The sequence below is a fragment of the Yersinia aldovae ATCC 35236 genome (assembly GCF_000173735.1).
GTDB classification, from domain to species: Bacteria; Pseudomonadota; Gammaproteobacteria; order Enterobacterales; family Enterobacteriaceae; genus Yersinia; species Yersinia aldovae.
In genome coordinates, this window is the sequence record NZ_ACCB01000032.1 from 1 (window position 1) to 21,858 (window position 21,858).

The window sequence follows — 21,858 nt, forward strand, 5'->3', positions numbered from 1 at the left end:
GGACGAAGGGTATGCAAAAAAAAACGCTTGCCGAGAAGGGCAAGCGTCTAAAATTTCAGGTCTACAGACAACAATGTCGGTGCCTCACTCAACGTTATGCCCGGTATGTGATGAAGAGACTCAACATCGTTTACATGGACAATAGGCACCCTAAAATCGGCTCTGCATCATCCCTGGGTTTATGAAGTGGCTATAAAACCAAACTGTCATAAGAAGTGGGATGAGCATCTACAGAATAGATAATGCACTTAGTATGCCAATTCGAATATCTGACCCTGATTTAATTCAGTAGAACTGCATAAATAACTTTAGTTAACTGATTTATAAAAGATTTATTTTTATCTGTTCACTCTACTCAACTTGGTTCCACCGTCATATAGATGTCAGAGCATGAGATGTGATCTGTCGCTACAAAACGACGTTAAAACACCTTATTATTTTTCCCTATATTATTCAGACTATTACCTGTCTCCATTTAACGACAATGCCTTCGCTTTTTGTCGCAAAAAACCAACACCGCATTTTACGTATGTTAAATAAGGCTTTTACTATGCAAACGGCAAGATTTGATCAAAGTGCGCCAACAATGGCTGTAGCTAAGGGAGAATCTGTAAGTTGTGTGCTTTTAAGGAGGCAGGGAATATATGACGTGACGAGTTGGGTAAAAAAGAGAGAATATTGAGACGAAAAAAAACCCCGCATTGCGGGGTTTCTTCTTAAATTGGTCGGCGAGAGAGGATTCGAACCTCCGACCCACTGGTCCCAAACCAGTTGCGCTACCAAGCTGCGCTACTCGCCGATTTCTTACTGATTACTCTACATGGTCTTTCAACCTATGTCCATGTAAATATTAACAAAATCTACATGTTTGTGTGGTGCGAAGGGAGGGACTTGAACCCTCACGTCCGTAAGGACACTAACACCTGAAGCTAGCGCGTCTACCAATTCCGCCACCATCGCATGTTCCACAAAATTTGGGGTGGCTAATGGGGCTCGAACCCACGACAACTGGAATCACAATCCAGGGCTCTACCAACTGAGCTATAGCCACCATAACTTCTTACTACACAGCTTACTTCGACTTCGTCGTACGCGGCAATCTTACCACCGCAGCTCTTGCACACAAAATTAATGGTGCGCCCGACAGGATTCGAACCTGAGACCTCTGCCTCCGGAGGGCAGCGCTCTATCCAGCTGAGCTACGGGCGCTTAGCGCCGTTGCGGGTGAGGATACTACGGTTTTAATACTTGGCTGTCTAGTGCTTTTTTAGAAGAAATGGTGTGTTTGCTTACGCTTTGCACACTATGCCGCAAAATCAGCCACTGATTAGCCCCGCCGCACCCGATCCGCTGGATTTATAGCCGTTTTATCGCCTTCGTACTTGAAACCACCGGGTGAGGCTCATCCTTGAAGCCCCCCCTACTGGCTAGCATAAATGCTGTTCAAACCGGTTGCCGACAGATTTGTTGCTCTTTAGCAGCCTATCTGTCACGCCAATTAATTTGGGGATACTTCAGCGACGGTCTGTTTATGCATTCCCAGCCCGAAATAACACAGGCTCACCAGTCCTAAGAAAATGGCCCCCGCCAATAGAGATAACCTCGTCTCCGGATTAATCCCCATCCCCACCAACACACATATCAGGAAAGCGATAGTGAGGTAATTGACATACGGGAACATGATGGATTTGAACGGATGCTGCTTCAGTGCTTCTTTATGTACCTGACGAAAACGCAGTTGGCTGACGAGTACCACAAACCACGGCACCATGCCTGGCAACACGCTGGCACTGTAAACATAGACAAACACCTGCTGCGGATTCGGAATAATGTAATTGAGGCTTGAACCCAGCAACAGGCACAGGATCGTTACCGCAATACAGTAAACCGGTACACCACTGGTAGACAGTTTAGTCAGGCAGGCCGGTAACTGGCGGTTTTTTGCCAGCGCATACAGCATACGCCCGCCGCTATACATACCGCTGTTACAGCCAGATAGCGCGGCGGTCAGTACCACGAAGTTAATAATACCGGCGGCTGAAACTATTCCTATCTTGGCAAAGGTCAGTACAAACGGGCTGCCTTCAGTACCGATACCGTTCCACGGGAAGATGGTGACGATGACAAATATCGCACCGACATAGAAAATCAGAATACGCCATAAGATGTTATTAATGGCTCGCTTTAGTGTGACCTGTGGATTTCGGGCCTCACCGGCGGTAATCCCCACCAGCTCAACGCCCTGATAAGACGCCACCACAATACACAGCGCAAACATGAATCCCTTCCAACCACCGGCAAAGAAGCCGCCATGAGCCGTCAGGTTGTCAAAACCAATCGCCTGGCCATGATTCCCAAAGCCGAAGAAGATCACGCCCAGACCGACCAGAATCATCACAATAATAGTGGTGACTTTGATCATTGCGAACCAAAACTCCAGCTCACCATACAATCTGACCGCCGCCAGATTGGCCAGTGCCACGATAGCCACCCCAGCTATCGCTGGCAGCCACTGTGGAATTTCGGGGAACCAAAACTGAACGTACACGCCAATCGCGGTAATTTCAGATATCCCTACCGCAATCCACATAAACCAATAGCCCCAGGCGGTCAGATAGCCAAAGTAGGGGCTGAGATATTTATGCGCATATACCGCAAACGACCCCGCTACCGGCTCCAGATAGAGCATCTCGCCCATTGCCCGCATAATGAAAAAGACAAATAAACCCGCAATAATGTAAGCCAGTAAGACCGATGGCCCCGCCCATTTCAATGTGCTGGCAGACCCCATAAATAGCCCGACGCCAATCGTCCCGCCTAACGCTATCAGTTCGATATGTCGGGCTTCCAGCCCACGGTGTAGTCCTTTTTTCTGTTCGATGTCTGCCATATATCCTCTGTACCTGATGGTGTGTATCCGCTCCGGATTCCCGGTTGTTTTTATTAAGTAATCCGTTTTTTAATCGGCCAGTATCCTTCCGCATCTGGCGCAGATTAGCAAACAAGAAAGTAAAACTTTATGGAATAAAAATTAATACATCGATTCCATAATGGAATTAATGAGTTTTAATATTGAATGGAGGAATAGATGGGGTTTTACAATCACAGGGCCAGATCTGGCCCTGCTTAGCGAGATGATTACAAGCGACCGCTGTAATAATAACCAACAAACTTAAGCAGTTTGAATTGGCGGCGAATGCGGCTAGGCTGCGCCAGCAGGCGGTATAGCCACTCCAGCCCCATGTTCTGCCAAATCTTCGGCGCACGCTTCACATGGCCGGTAAAGACGTCATAAGTGCCACCTACGCCCATATACAGTGCATCAGGATAGAACTTACGACAATCACGCATAAATAACTCCTGCTTTGGCGACCCCATCGCAACAGTTACGATAGCCGCACCACTGGCTGCAATCCTGGCAAACAAAGCTTCACGCTGTTCTGGTGTGAAATAACCATCCTGACTGCCCACCAGATTCACATTCCATTGCGCGCGCAGCTTCGCTTCAGTTTCTGCCAGTACATCCGGCTTGCCACCCACCAAAAATACCGGTGTCCCTTGCTGCCCGGCGCGTTGCATCAGCGCTTCCCATAAGTCTGCTCCCGCCACGCGTGACAACAACGCCTGCGGATATTTACGGCGAATGGCACGCACCATACTGATACCATCAGCGTATAAGTATTCCGCCTCGTTAATCAGTTCACGCAGCGCAGCATCCTCTTCGGCCTTCAGTAGCTTCTCTGCGTTCATCGCCACCAGCGTGCCAGTCTTCACCGGGCCGCTGCTCAACAGATGATCCAACGTCTGACTCATGTCACGAAAGCCCCAGATGTCAAAGCCACGGACACTGTATTTTGGAATATCAATAGATTTAGGAATAGCCGTATTCGGTTCCATCACGATCCTTACAGTTGACTGTTCGTTTGAGGCGGTGATAGCCGCGTTGATTTACCCACACGACGCTGTACACGTTGTGTTATCAAACCTGCCGTATCGAACAGCCAGTACAACAATTTCGCCAGTATCAAACAGGCACCAAAAATCACGCAGAAAAATACCACCCGCGAGACAAAGGAATCTAACCCTTCCCGTGCTAACACGATGATGTTAAATATCGCACCAAAACAGAAACTTTGCATAATCGCCGCTTTATAACGATTCGTCTCTGCTTTGCCTTGTTCATACAGCCAGTCGAACCATTTAATGATTAGCCCCACCACGATGGCACCCAGTGGGATAAACACCACCCCACCCATCACCACCAAAGAGCCTATCAAAGTTGGCGAAATAGCCAGCCCAGAGTGGTTATCCAACACATCCCAGGTAAAGTAATTAGCAGTATTCAATACCAGATCAGGGCGGTCTGGCCACAAGGAGCTGGGGATAAATACGTAGAAATCACGAATAATCGGTGCCAACCCTTGGAAGTCTATTTTATCGTAATTTTGTAGTAATAATCCGAGATTTTCCCACGGCGAGAAGGTATCGCGAGTGAGGTAAAGGAACGTATAAAACGCTTCAGCGCCGTTCACATCCAAACCATAGCGCTTCAAGGCCAGCCAGAACATCCCGACAATGCCAAAGATGCCCGCCGCTGCCAGCATCCACAAGGTTATCCAACCGCGCACGATGCCGATAAACAGAAATAATGAAAACGCGATAATGATATTAGCGCGTGTTCCGCCAACGATAACATAGGTCAATATGCCAAACGCTACTGTGCTGGCGAGGAAAAAAAACCAAGCCCGCATATCCTGTTTAAGGAAATAGACCACCAACATCGCCGGGATAAAAAAGTAGAAAAAGCGCTTCAGGGCGACACCCGAAACATCGCTGGAGAAGATTTTGCTATAAGAGTCCAACTTAAACAGTAGGAAACCATTTTGCATAAAGAAGATACCGACAGTACCCATCGCCACCAGCGCCAAGAGTATCCAGGTGAGATTAGTCTCTACCCGATTCATGGTGAATATTGGTGCCCGTGGCTGACTGCGCGGCTTGGTCAGGCGAGTTTTGTAACTGATATAGTAAATGCCATAAAATGCCGTGGCAGAAAGCATGGCATACAGTAAGTACTCAACCGGCACCACCGCGACGTCAAACTGGAATACCAACATGCAGGTCAGCGGGAAACCAAAATAGAACGTCAGCAGATACAGCATTGAAAACAGCACGTTAAAGTTAAAGCGCACGCGCCTAAACTCCTGATACGTCAATATCAGGATAAAAATAACGGCGAGCAGGTAAACGCCGAAAAGACCGCCAAATTGCCCCAACGTCATGGGTGTTCTCCTGCCGCCAGCGCCAGTGCTTGTTGCCAACCCTCAATGTAATTAGGGTTAAAGAACGCAATACCCTGCTTATCCAGCCCCAGTAATTGCCGCTGCGCCTCACGAATCAACGGTTCATCCAATGAGTCGCCATAGAAAAGTACCGGAATATGCTGCTCGGCTAAATCTTGCCAGAATGGGTTTTTACGGCTTAAGACGAAGGGCACGCCAAATTGGATTAATAAACACAATGTGCCAATACCTTGCTGACGATTAAAAATAAAATAGCCCAAATCGCATTCGCGTAGGATATTCAGATAATCGTCGAACGGGATCTGTTCTGTCAGAATGCGCAGGTTATCTGGCGAGAACAACGCCAGCCCCGCCTGCCTAACCCGCTCAATATACAGCGCATTATTGGCCGGATACCCCATCGGCAGAATCACTCTGGCATCTGGGCCAAATTGCTGATGAATCGATTTTAGCGCCTCAATATGGCGATTGGTGGTGTCACCGGAGTTACCCACCAAAATCGTCATCGGCCCGGCCAACGGCTTATCAATGTTGAGGCCGGTTAACGCCGGATCCATTCGCGTTGGGAAATAGAGCAGTGACGCTGGCACCCGAGAGTGGCGCTGCTGAAAATGCATTAAGTCACCACGGGTCGCAAAAACGTGCCCGACCCGCCCTTGCGCTAAACGGCGCAGCAGATAGAAAAGGCGGAATTTCAAGCTCTTGGCATCTTCATATAAATCAGCGCCCCAAACATGCCAATAGACCTGCTGTGACTTGATTTTCCCACTTAACAACGCCAGCCATAACGTGGCATTAAACTGCCCATGCCAGAAAAAGCGCGTATTTCTGTCTGCTTGTGCGCGGGCGATCACCGCGTCAGCCAAGGTTTTTTTATTGCCGTGGATTTCGATATCCAACAGCGGGAAAGACGAAAATGGTGCAGTTTCTTTTGCTGCTACCATGAAGTGCTGCACCTGTTCAGCGGGCACTTGCGTGCTTAGCACGTCATTAAAGAAGCGCAATACAGTCAGATTATGGTGCGGGATATCAGATCCCAATACATGAATCAGGGTTGTCATTTTTTTCTACTGTAAAGAGTGTCTACGGTGATGAATGTCTACGATACATAATGAATACGCAGCTACAGAGCGCAAAATAGACGATATAAGTGGCCATATAAGCCTGTGCCGCGCCCAGTGAGCCATTTAAAGGGATCAGCCAATGCGCAAATCCGGTCAACAGTAAGAACTGACTCACTTCCGTCAAAATGTAAAAACGTAAAGAGGCTTTGGCAATCACCAGATAACCAAAGACATACGACCCAACTTTCAGTACGTCACCGACCAGTTGCCAGGCGAAAAGATCACGCATCGCGATAAATTGGTGCGAGAATAGCAGCCAGATGGCGAAATCACGTAATAACCACACGACCAAGCTTGCGGTGGCAACCGCTGGCAACACAAATTTCAGTGAGCGCAGAATTTCACGCGAAATATCTGCTTTGGCTTTGAGCCTTGAAAGTGTTGGCAACAGATAAACGGTAAATGACGCTGTGATAAATTGTAGATAAGCATCTGAAATACTGCTCACCCCTTGCCAAATCCCGACAGCATCCCAACCATAGCGGTCAGCCAGCAGGTTACGCATCATCACATAAGCCACCGGTAAGGTTACCGACGTAATCAGCGCCATGATGGTAAACTTGCCTAAATGACTGGCCAGCGCTTTATCCCAGCTAAGTTTAAGATAGCTTAATGGAATAGTTTTGCGCCGAATTAGCATCGCTGCCGCAGGGATAACCACCAGCGCAGGCACCAATGCCAGGCCCACCAGCGCGCCGGGATAACCGCCAATGCGGAAACAAATATAATACGCCACCACACCAATCAGGCTGCCGCCAATCACCGCCAGCGCATTCCCCATCGCATCGCGATAACCTTTGAGAATAGCCAGGAATAGATTGGCGTAGGCAATGCCCATTTGAATAAACGCCACCGCCCGCACCACATTCTGGTAATCAGCATGGCCAAATAATGCGATGCTGACCGGCCTGGCCGCCAGCAGGAAGATCAGTGCCAACAGGGTTGAGAAACCCAGCACAATCGCCGATGACGTCCCCAACACGGCACGCAAACGTTCTGGTTGCTGATGGTATTCAGCAACATATTTAGTTATGCCGTTAAAGATACCCGCGCCAGAGAGCACGCCTAATACCGTAATTAGCTGGCGGAAATTACCCGCCTGCCCAACACCGCTAGGGCCAAAGGTCACCGCCAGCAGTTTAACCACTAACAGCCCTACGCCGATCTTAATCAGCGTAGAGCCAGCAGTCCAAATCGATGCTTTTGCCAGAGACATATCAGGCGAAGAAACTCAGAACAGTGTTAATCACCGTTCTCTGATTCACATCAGTCAGATTATAGAAGATAGGCAAACGCACCAGACGCTCACTTTCCTTGGTGGTAAAGCGGTCTTCACCGTCCATACGACCAAATTCTTCACCCGCCGGGCAACCATGCAGCGGGATGTAGTGAAATACCGCCATGATCTCAGCTTCTTTTAAATAACTAATGAACGTAGAGCGATCTTCGATATCACGCAGTTTGATATAAAACATATGCGCATTTTGTACCAAATTGTCAGGAATCACTGGCAAATCGATGCGCCCGGCATCTGCCAGTGGCTTGAACGCATTGTAGTAGGTGTGCCACAGCGCCAAACGACGTTCATTAATTTGTTGTGCTGCTTCCAACTGCCCCCATAGATATGCGGCTTGTAAATCGGACATCAAATAACTGGAGCCAATATCACGCCAGGTATATTTATCAACCTGACCACGGAAGAACTGGCTGCGGTTAGTGCCTTTCTCGCGAATAATTTCTGCCCGATCAATTAGTGACGGGTCATTGATAAGTGTCGCCCCGCCTTCACCGCCCGCGGTGTAGTTTTTGGTTTCGTGGAAGCTAAAGCAGCCAATATGACCAATCGTGCCCAGCGCTTTACCTTTGTAAGTCGACATCACGCCCTGCGCGGCATCTTCTACCACAAATAAATTATGCTTTTTCGCCAGCGCCATGATGGTGTCCATCTCACAAGCTACGCCTGCATAATGAACCGGTACAATAACCTTGGTTTTATCGGTGATGGCGGCTTCAATCTTGGTTTCATCGATATTCATGGTGTCCGGGCGAATATCAACGAACACCATCTTGGCACCACGTAGCACAAAGGCATTGGCGGTCGACACAAAAGTGAAACTTGGCATGATAACTTCATCGCCAGGCTTGATATCCAGCAGCAACGCGGCCATTTCCAGTGAGGCAGTGCAAGATGGCGTCAATAATGCTTTTGGACAGTTGAAGCGCTGCTCCATCCACTGCTGGCAGCGACGGGTAAAGCCACCATCGCCACATAATTTACCGCTGGTCATAGCCGCCTGCATATAACCCAGTTCTGTGCCTACTACCGGTGGAGCGTTAAATGGAATCATCTCATCCCCTGCATAACCAATACGCGGTGCTCTCAATCGAAGCACCACTGCGAATATAGAGGCGCAAAGCAGCAATATTGCTCATCTGTGTGGCTACCCGTAACCGCTGTAACCCATGATGCTGGCACCACTGCTTTGCCGCCGACATTAATAATGAACCTATGCCTTTACCCTGTGCGTCAGGAAATACCGCTAACAGGCCAATACGCGCGCTGCCATCTTGCAAGTCGCGTAATGTCACAAACCCCGCAGGCTGACCACATACATCCATCACCAACAAGCATTGATGGTCAAAAGTACCCAGCACAGCCTTTTCAGCCCATAATGCATAAAATCGTCCGCTGTCCTGTGGGTCATACCACGGCGCACGAAAACGGCTTAATGCAAAGGTGCGAGCAGCCACGCTGCGCAATAGCGGGATATCGGCGGTTGTTGCCAGCCGCTGTTGATAGGTTCCACTATCTGTCTCAGATGTAGCATTTTCCGTGCCAACTACAGTCTTGCCCTCAACTGGTAGCGCCAGATCAACCTCACCTTCAACTAACTTGAAACCAAGCTGGCCGAGGGAGTCAATGAGGTCAAGGTGATGGGTCGGTACTTTGGCTTGGGTCAGGGTAAAAGCATCCAACTCAGCCGGGTTAAGTTGCGGGGCTGAATCGGAGAAGTTAAGTTTTGCACTGTGGCGCTGGAAAAATTCACTTTCCCAGGCCAGCGGCTCAATACTGGCGTGGACGGGCATGGAGTAAGTCCAATAGATATTTGCCGTAACCGGTTTTCGCCAATGCCGTTGCCGCACGTCTTACGCCATCATCATCTAACCAGCCATTGCGCCAAGAGATCTCTTCCAGACAGGCTATCTTGAAACCTTGACGTTTTTCAACGGTTTGCACAAAGGTACTGGCTTCAATCAAGCTGTCATGAGTACCGGTATCCAGCCAGGCAAAGCCACGGCCTAATAATTCCACCGTCAGTTCACCGCGATCCAAATACATCTGATTGATGCTGGTTATTTCCAGCTCACCACGGGAAGATGGTTTAACTTGTTTTGCAAAGTCAACCACTTGGTTATCGTAAAAATAAAGCCCGGTGACTGCCCAATTAGATTTTGGCTGACTCGGTTTTTCTTCTAGAGATAGCGCCCGGAAGTTGTCATCAAACTCCACCACGCCAAAGCGCTCAGGGTCCATGACTTGATAGCCGAAGACAGTTGCACCGTGCTGACGAGCCGCCACCGCTTTCAATTTCGGGCTGAAAGACTGACCAAAATAGATGTTATCTCCCAGCACCAGACAGCATGATTCGCCGTTAATGAACTCTTCACCAATAAGGAATGCCTGTGCCAGCCCATCTGGACTCGGTTGCGCGGCATAACTCAGATTGATACCAAACTCATCACCATTACCCAGCAAGCGCTGAAATGACGGCAAATCTTCTGGAGTAGAAATAATCAGAATGTCACGGATCCCTGCCAGCATCAGCACTGACAGCGGATAGTAAATCATCGGTTTATCATACACCGGAAGCAGTTGCTTAGAGACGCCACGGGTGATGGGGTGCAGCCTCGTACCAGAGCCACCAGCCAGAATTATGCCTTTCATACAATCTCCTGAAACATACCATTTTTAAAAACGTCATGGTCTTGAAAACATCATGCAAACTACTGGATGACGTCATCTCAATGATTAATAAACTTCGAACCTATCGTCAGTCACCTAACGAAATACGCTATAGGTTTCAAGGTGCAGGAAGGCGGCAAGCAAGGAAATCCCGATGAGCTGACATAAGTCATTGATTCGGGTGACAAATCGGTCAGAAACCGATTTGAACGCTGCTTGCAGCGGCCTCGCAGAGGCGAGGCCCATGGACGGGCCGAGTAATGAGCGCAGCCAACACATCTGCAACTTGAAAGATGAAGAGTATCAGTCACTCAAGCCCAGACGCTCACCGGCGTAAGAACCATCCTGAACACGCTGCCACCAAGATTTATTATTTAAATACCATAATACGGTCTTGCGGATGCCACTTTCGAAGGTTTCCTGTGGCCGCCAGCCCAGTTCCCGCTCAATTTTGCTGGCATCGATGGCATAACGCATATCGTGGCCTGGACGGTCTTTGACATAAGTAATCAGGTCGCGGTAATGCACAATTCCGGCCGGTTTGGCGGGGATAAGTTCATCCAGAAGTGTACAAATGGTCTCAACCACCTCAATATTTTTGCGCTCATTATGGCCGCCAATATTGTATGTTTCGCCCACCACACCTTCGGTCACCACTTGGTACAAGGCGCGGGCGTGATCCTCAACAAACAGCCAATCGCGAACCTGCGCGCCATTGCCATAGACTGGCAACGGTTTGCCCGCCAGCGCATTCAAAATCACCAGTGGGATCAATTTCTCAGGGAAATGATATGGGCCGTAGTTATTTGAACAATTGGTTACCAAGGTTGGTAAACCGTAAGTTCGCTGCCAGGCGCGCACCAGATGGTCACTGGATGCCTTAGAGGCGGAATAGGGGCTGCTTGGCGCATAAGGTGTGGTTTCGGTAAACAGATCATCCGTACCGTGCAGATCGCCATACACTTCATCCGTTGAGATATGGTGGAAGCGAAATGCTAATTTCGCCTCAGCGCGCAGTTGCTGCCAATAATGGCGCGCCGCTTCTAACATAGTGTAAGTGCCCACCACGTTAGTTTCGATAAAAGCAGCCGGGCCATCTATAGAGCGGTCAACATGACTTTCTGCAGCCAGATGCATTACCACATCTGGCTGATATTGCGCAAAAACACGATCCAACTCAGCACGGTCACAAATATCAACCAGTTCAAAAGCGTAGCGCTCACTGTGAGCGACAACCGCCAGTGACTCCAGATTGCCAGCGTAGGTAAGCTTATCCACCACCAACACGCTATCTGAGGTGCCATCAATAATATGTCTTACCACGGCGGAGCCGATAAAACCGGCTCCGCCGGTGACCAGAATACGTCTCAACGCCATACTCCTTTGGTGTCAACAATCCAGGATTGCTTCACATCTTCAGGTTTGATTGCTTTAAATTGGCTATGATCCACCAGCATCACCAGCACATCCGCTTGCTGCAAGGCAGTGGCGGTATCTTTTAGGGTGACATGGCCTGCCAGCGACTTCGGCAGTTGTTCCACATTAGGCTCAACCACCAATGTTTCACCGGTGTGCCATTGTGCAATCAGATGGGCGATTTCAACCGCTGGGCTTTCACGCAAATCATCAATATTAGGTTTGAATGCCAGGCCGAAACAGGCAATTTTCACTTCAGACGCACGTTTATCAGTGGCTGCCAAACAATCAGCAACGGCCGCTTTAACACGATCTACTACCCACAGCGGTTTGCCATCATTCACCAAACGAGCGGTGTGAATCAGGCGAGCCAGTTGTGGATTTTGCGAAACGATAAACCACGGATCAACCGCGATACAGTGGCCGCCAACACCTGGGCCTGGCTGCAAGATATTGACGCGTGGATGACGATTCGCCAGGCGAATCAGCTCCCATACATTGATTCCTTGCTCATCACAAATCAGCGACAGTTCGTTGGCAAAGGCAATGTTAACGTCGCGGAAGCTATTTTCAGTCAGCTTGCACATTTCTGCGGTGCGGGAATTGGTCACCACACATTCGCCTTCGAGGAAGATTTTGTACAACTCACTGGCGCGGGCAGAGCACTTCGGCGTCATCCCACCGATAACACGGTCGTTTTGAATCAGTTCAACCATCACCTGGCCTGGCAATACGCGCTCAGGGCAATAGGCGATGTTGATATCAGCCTCTTCACCGGCGTTCTGCGGGAAACTCAAATCAGGGCGAGCTTCAGCCAGCCATTGCGCCATTTGTTCAGTGGCACCCACAGGAGAGGTGGATTCCAGAATGACCAGGTCACCTTTTTTCAACACCGGAGCGATAGATTTAGCGGCTGATTCGACATAAACCATATCCGGTTCGTGATCGCCTTTAAACGGTGTCGGTACGGCAATAAGAAACGCATCTGCTGCCAGTGGTTTGGTTACGGCTTGTAGGTAACCGCCTTCGACAGCAAGCTTCACCACTTTATCTAAATCCGGCTCCACAATATGGATGGCACCGCGATTAATGGTTTCAACTGCATGGGCGTTGACGTCCACACCAACGACTTTCTTCTTACGCGAGGCGAAAGCAGCAGCCGTTGGCAGGCCAATATACCCAAGACCGATAACAGAAATAGTTTCAAAACTCATAGCGTCACCTGATGATTCTTTAAAGCTTCAAGGATGCGTTGACAGGCCTGGCCGTCACCGTAAGGATTATGTGCCCGTGTCATCTGATGATAGGCAGTTTCATCAGTCAGCAAGCGGGTCACTGCATCGACAATTTTATTAATATTAGTGCCAACCAACAAAACCGTACCGGAATCGACAGCTTCCGGGCGCTCAGTGGTATCCCGCATGACTAATACCGGTTTACCTAATGAAGGCGCTTCCTCCTGAATACCGCCGGAGTCCGTCAGGATCAGATAAGCGTGGTTCATCAGATAAACAAACGGCAGGTAATCTTGCGGGTCGATCAGAATAATATTATCGATACCCTTCAGAATACGATTGACCGGCTCACTGACATTTGGATTGAGATGCACCGGATAAACCACCTGCACATCAGGGTGTTTAAGGGCAATTTCAGCTAACGCACTGCAAATTCGCTCAAAACCACCGCCAAAGCTCTCACGGCGGTGGCCGGTAACCAGAATCATTTTCTTATTGGTGTCGAGGAACGGGTAGCGTTGCGCCAGACTGGCGCGTAACTCCGGGTTATTCATCACCCGATCACGTACCCAGAACAGCGCATCAATCACCGTATTGCCGGTAACGAAGATGTGGTTATCCGGCACCATCTCACGCAATAGATTTTGGCGCGAATTCTCGGTCGGAGCAAAGTGGTACGTTGCCAGGTGACCGGTCAACTGGCGGTTGGCTTCTTCTGGCCACGGAGAATAGAGGTTCCCGGTACGTAAACCCGCTTCAACATGACCAACAGGAATGCGGTGATAGAATGCGGCCAGACTGGTCGACAACGTGGTCGTGGTATCGCCATGTACCAAAATGACATCCGGCTTAAACTCCGCCAAAACAGGCTTTAACCCTTCCAGAATGCGGCAGGTTATTTCCGTCAAATCTTGTCCCGGCCTCATGATATTCAGGTCATAGTCCGGTTGAATCTCAAATAAACGCAATACCTGATCCAACATCTCACGATGTTGAGCGGTTACGCAAACTCTTGATTCAATGGCTTCATCCTGAGCCAAAGCATGCACCAGAGGAGCCATTTTAATGGCTTCAGGCCGGGTGCCAAAAACAGTCAACACTTTCACAGTGAATCTCTTTAGGTCAGTTAGCCGCAGACAACGCCTGCAAGTGGGTACACGATGTACCCATACTGTAATTTATAGAATGCGCCCGATTACGATTGTATCGCAGTGCGACGTGCCAACACTACACCAGCACCGACCAAGGCTCCAATCGCGCCCCACATAATCAGCAGGAAAACACGACGTGGGCTATCACGCGTTACCGGGTCTTCCGGGGTACGTAAATAACGATAAGCCTGGAATGTTTTATCCAGTGTCGGGCCGACGTTCAAAGTTGCCAGCATGGCGCGATTCTGATCGTAATCAATATCAAAACTCGGGCCAGTCGCCTGTAATGTTTCCAGGCGGGCTTCAAGCATCGGTTTACCCAACATAAACATTTTAGAATCAGGCAACTGCTCCGCAGGGGTATCCGTTTGATTGCGGTTAATCCCTTGCTGCCCTGCCACTTTCAATGCCTGCGTCACCGCAGCGACTTCACGGTTGAATACCGCTTGGGCCACCGCTTCCTGCCGCTTGACTTGGGCTTTCATTGACTGAGTACGAGCAGCCCATGCGCCTTGAATTTCATCATTCAAATGGCTGGCCGCACGTTGACTGGCAAAATCGATGTAACTACGCAGTAGTTTATTTGAATCAGAGGCGGTTTCCGCCGTCAACTTAATGCTGTCGTTCAAAACTTTTTTATCATCGCGCGGCGTGAAAACAATATTGTTCACCAACTCATCCAGTAATGCCGCATCGGCTTTAGCATCACCTTCCAGACGTTGCTTGTAGTAATCAGTTTGTAGCCAAAAATCACGACGGGTATCGTAAGCCGCAAGTTGGGTAATAAACTCACCATAGGCTTCATCAGCAATACCTGGCTGCTCGCTGGCAACGCCGCTATTAATGCGGGTGTCCAGGTTACGCAAGAATTGCTGCTGGGAATAATAGCCGCCCAAATTATTGACGGTTGGCCGGTCTGTAATAGCTGTAGCACTCCACTGCTGTTTCACCAGGTAGGAAACACCCAGCGCTATTGCAGCAAAAAGAATTGCCATCCCGATAATCCACACCTTGCCACGCCAGAGAGTGCGAAACAGGCTACGGATATCTAACTCGTTATCCACAGCAGGCTCATTATGGGTAGATCCTGTTTTATCAGTCGACATAGATTCTGGTTTCATCACTGCCTAAAAGCCTCAGGTTAAGATTCATGCTTATTTTGCGATGCCCGGCGCATCCGACGTTTGATACGCTTGATAAAACGTGCGACTCGCCATGCCCGTTTTATGCAGTAGCCATACAACAGAAATGCAAGCAAGAATAATGCCAACATGACCCATTCAGGGATAAATGTCAGTCGTTCACCGATAACACCAACAGCGGCCAATAGGGCGGCGGCCAGCGTAATCAAGACAAAAGCCTGCCGTGAGGTAAAACCGGCACGCATGATAAGGTGATGAATGTGCTGGCGGTCAGGAGAGAAAGGGCTCATCCCTTTGCGCAGACGCCGATACATGATGGCAATCATATCCATCAAAGGAATGGCAATAATCCATAAAGCAGTAACCGGATTAATAGGATGAGAATTTCCCTGCGTCGTTTGCAACAGCATCCAGATTGCCGTAAAACCAATCAAAGTACTGCCGGCATCACCCATAAAGACTTTATATCTGCGCCCTAACAACCCGAGATTCAACAAGATATAAGGCAGGATGGCGGCAATCATGGCAAAACACCATAACGCCAGAGCCATCTGCCCGCCCTGATACAGTAAAATCCCCATTGCGCCGAAAGAGACGCAAGATAAACCGCCCAGTAAGCCATCAATACCATCAACCATGTTGAAAGCATTTATCGCCGCCCAGACTGCAAACAGTGTGACAACATAGCCAAATGGCCCCAACACCATCTCCCACGGACCGAAGGCGTGCCCCAAACTGTGTAGGTAAAGCCCTCCGATTACCATCATGGCAATACCAACCAGCGCCTGAACAAAAGCACGGATTTTTACGCTGATATCGAAACGGTCATCTAATGCACCGATAAATACCAACAAACCGGCACAACCGAGATAGAGGCGAAAATGAGGTATTTGCTGACTGGTAATCAGAAAAGTAAAACAGATACCTGCAAACACAGATATTCCGCCCACTAATGGGATCAAACCTTGGTGACGTTTGCGGTAATTAGGTTTATCAACTAATCCAATTCTCTTGGCAACCTTGCGAGCTACAAATAAAAATGCCAACGAAAACAGGAAAATAATAAATATTTCAGTACTCATGGTGAGTAAATTCACGTTTAACCGCTCTCTGCAAAAAGATATGACAGCTTAACATGTGGTTTGGCACTTACCATGCCCGCCACACGCTTTCAGTTATTTCTGAATATGATGACAGCCTTATTTGTTATTCCCAACTCTATTTTGATATTTTCTCTCCGGTGTTGAGAATGGATACCAAAATAAGCATCGGTTGGTGCTGTGCTGTTGCCCACTTAATGGATAACAAACTCCGCTATCGTATAGCCCAAAAACAAAAAACGCCACGGCTAAGCGTGGCGTTTTTTTTCTTGATTTTCTAAACTTACGAACGTCTCATGTTATCAAAGAACTGATCGTTAGTTTTTGCTGTCGCCAGCTTGCTGATAAGGAACTCCATCGCATCAATTTCACCCATTGGGTGAAGAATTCGACGCAGAATCCACATTTTTTGCAATTCTTCAGTGGTGGTCAACAGCTCTTCTTTACGCGTACCAGAGCGGTTGAAATCGATGGCTGGGAACACACGTTTTTCGGCAATTTTGCGCGATAAATGCAGTTCCATGTTACCGGTACCTTTAAATTCTTCATAGATAACTTCATCCATTTTAGAACCGGTATCAACCAACGCGGTGGCAATGATGGTCAGGCTGCCGCCCTCTTCAACATTACGTGCAGCACCAAAGAAGCGTTTTGGACGATGTAAGGCGTTAGCATCAACACCACCGGTCAATACCTTGCCTGAAGCCGGTACCACGGTGTTGTATGCCCGCGCTAAACGGGTAATGGAGTCCAGCAAAATAATAACGTCTTTTTTATGCTCAACCAGACGTTTTGCTTTCTCAATAACCATTTCAGCGACCTGAACGTGACGCGATGCTGGCTCATCAAAGGTAGAAGCGATAACTTCGCCTTTAACCAGACGCTGCATCTCAGTCACTTCTTCCGGGCGCTCGTCAATCAGCAATACCATTAATACGCAATCAGGGTGGTTATATGCGATGCTGGTCGCAATGTTCTGCAACAGCATGGTTTTACCCGCTTTTGGCGGTGCCACAATCAAACCGCGCTGGCCACGACCGATTGGCGATGCCAAATCCAGCACACGGGCCGTTAAGTCTTCTGTCGAACCATTACCTCGTTCCATGCGTAGACGAGAGTTGGCATGTAATGGGGTTAAGTTTTCGAACAGGATTTTGTTACGGGCGTTTTCCGGCTTGTCGTAGTTAACTTCGTTAACTTTCAACAGTGCAAAATAACGCTCACCCTCTTTAGGCGGACGAATCTTACCGGCAACGGTATCACCAGTACGGAGGTTGAAACGGCGAATTTGGCTTGGGGATACATAGATGTCGTCGGGACCGGCGAGGTAGGAGCTGTCTGCTGAACGGAGGAAACCAAATCCGTCCTGCAATATCTCCAATACACCGTCACCGAAGATATCTTCTCCACTTTTGGCATGTTGCTTCAAAATAGAGAAAATAATGTCTTGTTTACGCATCCGGGCCAGGTTTTCCAGCCCCATATTTTCGCCAAGTGTTATCAGATCAGAAACCGGCGTGTTCTTTAATTCGGTAAGATTCATAATGGTGGGTTCTTAAACTCGGGGTATGTCTCGAACTATGGTCGTGAATGGTATGGCAGCGTCATACGTGCCTGTTTAATGGGACATTCAATCACCGGCCTTGACAAGCTACGTAAGTAATGACTTACGCCAGATTGCGCGACACAACGGTAAAAAGATTGAAGGTGCCTTAGACTGATTTTGTAAAGCCGTCAGACTGTCAAAAAACCGATTGAGTTCATAATCATTCTCAACACACATTATTTCGACATAGAGTAAAACGTTAGATTCAAACTATTAAGATGCTACAGACTATTTCTTAGGTACTAAAGAATAAGCTAGATGCTACAAACCCGGACTCAATACACAGGAATGTTCTATACGCAGTGAAGTAAACTTAACACGCTTCTTTGCAGGCGTCTAGCGGTCAGTGCGAGAAATCACAACTGCCGCTAAACATACCCTACGGCCTTGAAGCCACAGCTGTGTTAGCAACTCTTACTCACCCGAATCACTGACCTGAGTCAGCTCATCGGGATTCGCTCGTTTGCGGCCTTGCTGCAGCTTCAATGACTTTGGGTATTGTGACGGCTAACGCCGCTTACAGATTTGCATCCAAGAATGCTTTGAGCTGACCTTTAGACAAGGCACCTACCTTGGTGGCGACAACTTCACCATCACGGAATAACAACAGTGTAGGGATACCACGGATACCGTATTTTGGTGCCGTGCCCTGATTGTCATCGATATTCAGTTTAGTGATAGTTAGTCTGCCTTCATACTCGTCAGCAATTTCATCCAAAATCGGAGCAATCATCTTGCACGGACCACACCATTCAGCCCAGAAATCGACCAGAACCAGGCCGCTGGCTTTTAGCACGTCAGTGTCGAAGCTGTCGTCACTCAGGTGAATAATTTTATCGCTCATGTTCTACTCCAAAGGATTGTGTCTACCTCGTTGGTGTAGCATTAACCAACAATAGGATGACTTTATTTCACCGGATACGCTTTCGTAAAGCAATAGTTAGCTGATATTCTACCACACTATGAGCAAAACACACTTGACCGAACAGAAGTTTTCCGACTTCGCCCTGCACCCGCAAGTTATTGAAGCCCTTGAAAACAAAGGATTTCAGTATTGTACGCCGATTCAGGCGTTAGCATTGCCACTCACCCTCTCGGGGCGTGATGTAGCGGGTCAGGCGCAAACAGGAACCGGCAAGACGCTGGCATTCTTAGCGTCTACATTCCATTATTTGCTTTCTCACCCGGCAGAAGAGGGTCGTCAGACCAATCAACCGCGGGCGTTGATTATGGCACCGACACGTGAATTAGCAGTGCAAATTCACTCCGATGCTGAATCACTTTCTCAGATGACTGGCCTGAAATTAGGCTTGGCTTATGGCGGCGACGGCTACGACAAACAGCTTAAAGTGCTGGAAAGTGGCGTCGACATTCTGATCGGCACAACAGGCCGTTTAATCGACTACGCAAAACAAAATTACATCAACCTTGGTGCGATTCAGGTCGTGGTATTGGATGAAGCGGATCGGATGTACGATTTAGGCTTTATCAAAGATATCCGCTGGCTATTCCGCCGGATGCCTTCCGTTGATAAACGTTTGAATATGCTGTTCTCTGCCACTCTCTCGTATCGGGTACGTGAATTAGCATTCGAACAAATGAACAACGCCGAATATGTTGAAGTGGAACCGTTACAAAAAACTGGCCACCGCATTCAGGAAGAGCTGTTCTATCCTTCAAATGAAGAAAAAATGCGTCTGCTGCAGACGTTGATTGAAGAAGAGTGGCCAGACCGCTGCATTATTTTTGCTAATACCAAGCATCGTTGTGAAGAAATCTGGGGCCATCTGGCTGCCGATGGTCATCGTGTTGGCCTGCTTACCGGCGACGTCGCACAGAAAAAACGTCTGCGCATTCTGGAAGATTTCACCAAAGGCGATTTGGATATTCTGGTTGCTACCGATGTGGCTGCACGCGGCCTGCATATTCCGCTGGTCACCCATGTCTTCAACTATGACCTGCCAGATGACTGCGAAGATTATGTTCACCGCATTGGCCGTACTGGTCGTGCTGGCGAAAGTGGTCACTCCATCAGCCTGGCTTGTGAAGAATATGCGTTAAACTTACCGGCGATTGAAACCTATACTGGTCATAGCATTCCAGTAAGCAAATATAATAGCGATGCGCTATTAACAGACTTGCCGGCACCAAAACGTTTGGCCCGCACCCGCACCGGGAATGGTCCACGACGTAACTCTGCCCCACGTCGTAGTGGCGCACCACGGAATAACCGTAAGCGACCGAGCTGATAAAACAATGCTAAGTTCCACCTCACTTTATGCTGCCATCGATCTTGGCTCCAACAGTTTCCACATGTTGGTGGTACGTGAGGTGGCAGGCAGTATCCAAACGTTGGCTCGCATTAAACGAAAAGTTCGTTTGGCTGCCGGTTTGGATAGGCAGAACCACTTATCGCAAGAAGCGATGGAGCGTGGCTGGCAATGCCTGAAACTTTTTTCAGAACGTTTACAGGATATTCCTTTGGATCAGATCCGCGTGGTGGCAACAGCAACCCTGCGTCTGGCTTCCAATGCTGACGAGTTCCTGCGCACAGCAACAGAGATCCTCGGTTGCCCCATTCAGGTGATCAGTGGTGAAGAAGAAGCGCGACTAATTTATCATGGCGTGGCGCATACCACTGGCGGGCCAGAGCAACGTCTGGTGGTCGATATTGGTGGCGGCAGTACAGAACTGGTGACGGGCAACGGTGCTCAAGCCAATATACTTGTCAGTTTATCAATGGGTTGCGTTACCTGGCTGGAGCGTTATTTCAGTGACCGCAATCTGGCAAAAGACAATTTTGAACGCGCTGAACACGCCGCCCGCGAGATGATCAAACCGGTCGCGAAGCGTTTTCGTGATCACGGGTGGCAAATTTGTGTCGGAGCATCTGGCACTGTGCAAGCTCTGCAAGAGATCATGGTCGCTCAGGGTATGGATGAACTGATCACGCTGGCCAAGTTGCAGCAGCTCAAACAACGAGCAATTCAGTGCGGCAAGCTGGAAGAGCTGGAAATCCCCGGTTTAACACTGGAGCGAGCACTGGTTTTCCCCAGCGGCCTGTCTATTTTGATCGCCATATTCCAGGAACTGGCAATTGAAAGCATGACGTTAGCTGGCGGCGCACTGCGCGAAGGGCTGGTGTATGGCATGTTACATCTGCCGGTTGAGTTGGATATTCGCAGCCGAACAGTACGTAATTTGCAGCGCCGTTATTTGCTGGATACTGAGCAAGCCAAGCGTGTCAGTCAACTGGCTGATAACTTTTTACTGCAAGTGGAGAAAGAGTGGCATCTCGATAACCGATGTCGTGAGTTACTGCGAAATGCCTGCTTAATCCATGAAATTGGTTTAAGCGTCGATTTTAAGCGTGCTCCGCAACATGCGGCCTATCTGATCCGCAATCTGGATTTACCCGGTTTCACTCCCGCTCAAAAACTACTGCTCTCTGCTCTGCTGCAAAATCAAAGCGATACGCTCGATTTATCACTATTAAACCAACAAAATGCCTTGCCAATGGCAATGGCACAACACTTGTGTCGTTTACTGCGTCTGGCGATTATTTTCTCCAGCCGCCGCCGCGATGACACTCTGCCAGCGATCAGGCTGCGGGCCAAGGGTGAAACACTGACTGTTTTGCTGCCGCCAGGCTGGTTGCAACAGCATCCATACCGTGCTGAAGCGCTAGAGCAAGAAAGTCACTGGCAGAGCTATGTCCAGTGGCCACTATTATTAGAAGAATTTAACTAAATTCTTTGCTGTTGGGCGGCCAAGGCCGCCCCATCTCCCTCCTTCGCACTGAAATTCCGATAAAACT

General features: G+C 48.8%; 17 protein-coding genes and 4 tRNA genes. 2 read left to right on the plus strand and 19 right to left on the minus strand.

All coding sequences use genetic code 11. From position 1 onward, the window contains the following. Positions 1–722 precede the first annotated feature (722 nt). The 19 genes from YALDO0001_RS14300 to trxA form a co-directional block, all read right to left on the minus strand. Positions 723–799 (minus strand) — tRNA-Pro (locus YALDO0001_RS14300). A gap of 74 nt (positions 800–873) precedes the next feature. Further along, positions 874–960 (minus strand) — tRNA-Leu (locus YALDO0001_RS14305). A 15-nt stretch (positions 961–975) separates the two neighbouring features. Beyond that, positions 976–1,051 (minus strand) — tRNA-His (locus YALDO0001_RS14310). An 81-nt stretch (positions 1,052–1,132) separates the two neighbouring features. After that, a tRNA-Arg gene (locus tag YALDO0001_RS14315) sits at positions 1,133–1,209 on the minus strand. A gap of 289 nt (positions 1,210–1,498) precedes the next feature. After that, the gene (thrP, locus tag YALDO0001_RS14320; protein WP_004704144.1) at positions 1,499–2,890 is read right to left on the minus strand and encodes a bifunctional threonine/serine APC transporter ThrP; all 1,392 of its coding nucleotides are present in this window, start codon (positions 2,888–2,890) and stop codon (positions 1,499–1,501) included. Positions 2,891–3,138: 248 nt separating this feature from the next. Continuing rightward, on the minus strand, positions 3,139–3,897 hold the full coding sequence (gene wecG / locus YALDO0001_RS14325) for a lipopolysaccharide N-acetylmannosaminouronosyltransferase (RefSeq protein WP_004704145.1): 759 nt from the start codon (positions 3,895–3,897) through the stop codon (positions 3,139–3,141). An 8-nt stretch (positions 3,898–3,905) separates the two neighbouring features. After that, positions 3,906–5,282 carry an ECA oligosaccharide polymerase gene (wzyE, locus tag YALDO0001_RS14330; protein WP_042840142.1) on the minus strand — a complete coding sequence of 459 codons (1,377 nt, stop codon included), beginning with the start codon at positions 5,280–5,282 and terminating at the stop codon, positions 3,906–3,908. Then, entirely contained in the window at positions 5,279–6,364 is a 1,086-nt protein-coding gene (locus YALDO0001_RS14335; RefSeq protein WP_004704147.1) for a TDP-N-acetylfucosamine:lipid II N-acetylfucosaminyltransferase, read from the minus strand. Before YALDO0001_RS14335 ends, wzyE begins: the two co-directional genes overlap by 4 nt. 22 nt (positions 6,365–6,386) lie before the next feature. Continuing rightward, a complete protein-coding gene (gene wzxE / locus YALDO0001_RS14340; RefSeq protein WP_004704148.1) occupies positions 6,387–7,643 on the minus strand; it encodes a lipid III flippase WzxE in 1,257 nt (418 codons plus the stop codon). A 1-nt stretch (position 7,644) separates the two neighbouring features. Further along, positions 7,645–8,775 (minus strand): dTDP-4-amino-4,6-dideoxygalactose transaminase, encoded by a 1,131-nt coding sequence (rffA, locus tag YALDO0001_RS14345; RefSeq protein WP_004704149.1) that lies wholly within the window; start codon positions 8,773–8,775, stop codon positions 7,645–7,647. A 1-nt stretch (position 8,776) separates the two neighbouring features. Further along, entirely contained in the window at positions 8,777–9,514 is a 738-nt protein-coding gene (gene rffC, locus YALDO0001_RS14350; RefSeq protein WP_042840143.1) for a dTDP-4-amino-4,6-dideoxy-D-galactose acyltransferase, read from the minus strand. Then, on the minus strand, positions 9,492–10,373 hold the full coding sequence (gene rfbA / locus YALDO0001_RS14355) for a glucose-1-phosphate thymidylyltransferase RfbA (RefSeq protein WP_004704151.1): 882 nt from the start codon (positions 10,371–10,373) through the stop codon (positions 9,492–9,494). The genes rffC and rfbA overlap by 23 nt, the downstream gene beginning before the upstream one ends. 321 nt (positions 10,374–10,694) lie before the next feature. Beyond that, a complete protein-coding gene (gene rffG / locus YALDO0001_RS14360; protein ID WP_186367026.1) occupies positions 10,695–11,768 on the minus strand; it encodes a dTDP-glucose 4,6-dehydratase in 1,074 nt (357 codons plus the stop codon). After that, the gene (gene wecC, locus YALDO0001_RS14365) at positions 11,759–13,021 is read right to left on the minus strand and encodes a UDP-N-acetyl-D-mannosamine dehydrogenase (RefSeq protein ID WP_042840146.1); all 1,263 of its coding nucleotides are present in this window, start codon (positions 13,019–13,021) and stop codon (positions 11,759–11,761) included. The genes rffG and wecC overlap by 10 nt, the downstream gene beginning before the upstream one ends. Beyond that, positions 13,018–14,148, minus strand: coding sequence for a non-hydrolyzing UDP-N-acetylglucosamine 2-epimerase (gene wecB / locus YALDO0001_RS14370; RefSeq protein WP_004704155.1), 1,131 nt, complete (start codon positions 14,146–14,148; stop codon positions 13,018–13,020). Before wecB ends, wecC begins: the two co-directional genes overlap by 4 nt. Positions 14,149–14,237: 89 nt before the next feature. Further along, the gene (gene wzzE, locus YALDO0001_RS14375) at positions 14,238–15,314 is read right to left on the minus strand and encodes an ECA polysaccharide chain length modulation protein (RefSeq protein ID WP_004704156.1); all 1,077 of its coding nucleotides are present in this window, start codon (positions 15,312–15,314) and stop codon (positions 14,238–14,240) included. Between the two features lie 20 nt (positions 15,315–15,334). Next, complete coding sequence (wecA, locus tag YALDO0001_RS14380) at positions 15,335–16,432, minus strand: UDP-N-acetylglucosamine--undecaprenyl-phosphate N-acetylglucosaminephosphotransferase (protein ID WP_004704157.1); 1,098 nt, start codon at positions 16,430–16,432, stop codon at positions 15,335–15,337. Between the two features lie 286 nt (positions 16,433–16,718). After that, positions 16,719–17,978, minus strand: a complete 1,260-nt coding sequence (rho, locus tag YALDO0001_RS14390; protein ID WP_004704159.1) for a transcription termination factor Rho — start codon at positions 17,976–17,978, stop codon at positions 16,719–16,721. Positions 17,979–18,558: 580 nt separating this feature from the next. After that, positions 18,559–18,885 (minus strand): thioredoxin TrxA, encoded by a 327-nt coding sequence (trxA, locus tag YALDO0001_RS14395; RefSeq protein ID WP_004704160.1) that lies wholly within the window; start codon positions 18,883–18,885, stop codon positions 18,559–18,561. 118 nt (positions 18,886–19,003) lie between these two features. Here trxA and rhlB point away from each other — a divergent pair, with 118 nt between their 5' ends. Both rhlB and ppx read left to right on the plus strand, forming a co-directional pair. Next, the gene (gene rhlB, locus YALDO0001_RS14400; protein ID WP_004704161.1) at positions 19,004–20,290 is read left to right on the plus strand and encodes an ATP-dependent RNA helicase RhlB; all 1,287 of its coding nucleotides are present in this window, start codon (positions 19,004–19,006) and stop codon (positions 20,288–20,290) included. Between the two features lie 7 nt (positions 20,291–20,297). Further along, complete coding sequence (gene ppx / locus YALDO0001_RS14405) at positions 20,298–21,791, plus strand: exopolyphosphatase (protein ID WP_004704162.1); 1,494 nt, start codon at positions 20,298–20,300, stop codon at positions 21,789–21,791. Positions 21,792–21,858 lie beyond the last annotated feature (67 nt).